This window comes from Coleofasciculus sp., from assembly GCF_046539235.1.
GTDB lineage: Bacteria > Cyanobacteriota > Cyanobacteriia > Cyanobacteriales > Coleofasciculaceae > Coleofasciculus.
On record NZ_JBKHHI010000565.1, the window covers coordinates 1 to 3,385 of the forward strand.

The following is a 3,385-nucleotide window of genomic DNA, read 5'->3' on the forward strand; positions in this document are numbered from 1 at the left end:
CCAAACCGCCCCGATGCGACTTGTTTAATCCCGCTATTCTTAGAATCCCCCCGTTCATTTGTCCAGGTATAGCGTTCGGGATCTTCTCCCCCTTCCCCGGTATTGGATTTACCGCCAATCCGGTTCATGGCTATTGCCAGGGATTCATGCGCCTCTTTAGAAATAGAACCGTAACTCATCGCCCCGGTTTTAAACCGCCGAGTAATCGCCTCCACGGGTTCGACTTCTTCTAAGGGAATTGGGTCGCGTTTTTTGAATTGCAGGAGTCCGCGTAGGGTAAAATGTTGCTGGGTCTGCTCATTAATTAGGGCAGCGTATTCTTTATACAGGTCATAGCTACCCTGACGCACTGCATTTTGTAGGGCGTGGATGGTTTGGGGACTTAATAGGTGTGCTTCACCATCTTTACGCCACTGATATTCGCCCCCTGCATCTAGGGTATGCCCATTCACGTCTCGGTCAGGGAAAGCGTGACTATGACGCATAATTGCTTCTTGGGCGATTACGTCTAAATCCGCCCCTTCAATCCGAGTGGCTGTCCAGGTAAAGTATTTATCAACCAGGGCTTGTTTGAGTCCAATGGTTTCAAAGATTTGGGCACCGCGATAGCTTTGGATGGTGGAAATGCCAATTTTAGAGGCGACTTTAATTACCCCTTTGGTGGCGGCTTTGATATAGTTTTTCTGCGCTGTCTTGCTATCAATATTTTCCAGCAAGCCCTGACTGATCATATCGTCAATGGTTTCAAACATCAGATAGGGATTAATCCCACCGCAGCCATACCCGATAAGCAGCGCATGATGATGGACTTCGCGGGGTTCTCCGGATTCTAAGACGATTCCGACTTTGGTGCGAGTTTTTTTGCGGATGAGGTGGTGATGTAAACCTGCAACGGCAAGTAAGGCGGGGATTGGTGCATGGTCTTTATCAATGCCGCGATCGCTGAGGATAATTATAGTCGTCCCTTGTGCGATCGCACGATCAGCTTGGGCAAAAATCTCATCCATCGCCGTTTCCAATCCCTTCACCCCAGCTTTGGGGTCAAATAGAATCGGAAGGGTGATAGATTTAAACTCCCCTGCGGATACATATTTGAGTTTCGCCAATTCCTCATTACTCAGAATCGGCGTTTTCAGTTCAATTAAGTGACAACTTTTGGGTTCGGGTTCGAGTAAGTTGCGTTCTGAACCAATTGTGGTTTCCGCTGAGGTGATAATTTCTTCCCGAATTGAATCGATGGGGGGATTGGTAACCTGGGCAAACAGTTGCTGGAAATAATTGTAAAGTAACTTCGGGCGATCCGATAACACCGCCAAGGGGGTATCTGAACCCATCGAACCGACAGCTTCTACTCCATTCTGTGCCATCGGTGCCATTAGCATCCGCAATTCCTCGAAGGTATAGCCGAATGCGATTTGCCGCTGAATCAGGGTGTCCGGTTCGGGTTGGGCGACTTCTGGCGCATCTTTTAACTGTGCCAGTTCCACCATGTATTCGTCAATCCACTCTTGGTAGGGATGTTCGGTAATAATTGCCTGTTTTAATTCCTCATCAGCAATAATCCGCCCTTGTTCCATATTCACCAAGAACATCCGCCCCGGTTGCAAGCGCCCTTTAAACGCTACGTCTTCCGGTTCCACAGGTAACACCCCGGCTTCCGATGCCATAATCACCCGATCATCCTTGGTCACATAATACCGGGATGGACGCAACCCATTGCGATCCAGAACTGCCCCAATCGTCGTACCATCAGTAAAGGCGATAGACGCAGGACCATCCCAGGGTTCCATCAGACAGGAGTGATACTCATAAAATGCCTTTGTCTCCGCACTCATGGACTCATGATTTGTCCAGGGTTCTGGAATCATCATCATTACCGCATGGGGTAAAGAACGCCCAGAAAGGACTAACATTTCTAGGGCGTTGTCGAATATCGCCGAGTCACTCCCCTCTAAATCAATAACTGGCTGAATTTTCTCTAAGTCATCGCCAAACAGCTTGGACTTAAACAGAGACTGTCGGGCGTGCATCCAGTTAATATTACCCCGTAAGGTATTAATTTCCCCATTATGGGCGATGTAGCGATAGGGGTGGGCGCGTTCCCAACTGGGGAAGGTGTTGGTACTAAACCGGGAATGCACCAAGGCTAGGGCGCTTTTAAGATCGGGATCATGGAGTTCGGGATAATATTGTCCCACTTGTATCGGTGTGAGCATCCCTTTGTACACTAGGGTACGACAGGAGAGGCTAGCGATATACCAGCAGGGGTCAATCTCTGAGTTACGAATTTCTTTTTCCGCCCGTTTCAGGATCACATAGAGTTTCCGTTCAAAGGATAGATCATCAGCCAGGTTGGGGGAACGCTGGAGGAACACCTGTTGCATAAAGGGTTCACCTAGTTTAGCGATACTTCCCAGGGGGGAGTCATCCACGGGAACATCCCGCCATCCTAGAACTCTTTGCCCTTCTTCGGTAGCAATTTTCTCAAAAATCTGGCGACTCTGCTGGCGAATCATCGGATCAGGGGAAGTAAAAATCGCACCCACCCCATATTGACCCGCTTCTGGTAGGGTAATAGTCTCGGCGGCGGCTACCTTCTGCATGAACTGATGTGGCATTTGGATTAAAATCCCCGCACCATCCCCGGTGTTGGCTTCACAACCGCACGCGCCGCGATGTTCCAGGTTTGCCAGAATGGTTAGTCCTTGTTCCACGATATCATGAGACTTATTCCCCTTCATCTGCACGACGAATCCCACACCACAGGCGTCGTGTTCAAACTGTGGATCGTATAAACCTTGTTTTTGTGGCAGTTGGTTGCTTTTCATCTTAAATGACCCAAAAATGACGAGGGTTGTAGGGGCGTACTGACGTGCGCCCATTTTTTAGTGTAGAGGCTGGCAAACTGTCTGGTGGAACGTAGCGGAAATCAGTATCCTGTGGAAAAAGGTGCAACAGCTTACTGTACAAGCATTCCTTTCTTCTACCTTTTGCCTCGGAGCCTTCTGCCTTTTCGGGAGGGTATCCCCGCTGCGACACCATCAGCTTGTTGGATTAAGATAAACCAACTCCACCAGAAGTACAAGCCAAGCTTTAACAAAACGATAAAATTCAGGGGATTTGGCTTTAGTTTAGTTGAGGGTTGAGTTTTGTTGGAAAATGCTTCAAGAAAACAGTATAAGCTGATACTGAATACTGTTAAAGGTGGAGAGCCTCATGTCATTTGTCAGGGTTTGAGGACTTTTTCTGTAACTATTAAGAGTTGAGTTTATTTTCATCGACTTAGTTATTCGATCAGCGGATTGAGTGTTATGCGATCGGGCAACTGCCCAGGTGAGGCTTGATGAATTATCAAAAGGGTAGTATAATTATGTGATTAACGGCA

The 3,385-nt window shown here is 48.0% G+C and carries 1 protein-coding gene; it reads right to left on the reverse strand.

All coding sequences use genetic code 11. The features are described from left to right. A partial coding sequence (locus ACLFWI_RS28575; RefSeq protein WP_446415745.1) for a glutamate synthase central domain-containing protein occupies positions 1 to 2,828 on the reverse strand: 2,828 nt, incomplete at its 3' end. Positions 2,829 to 3,385 lie beyond the last annotated feature (557 nt).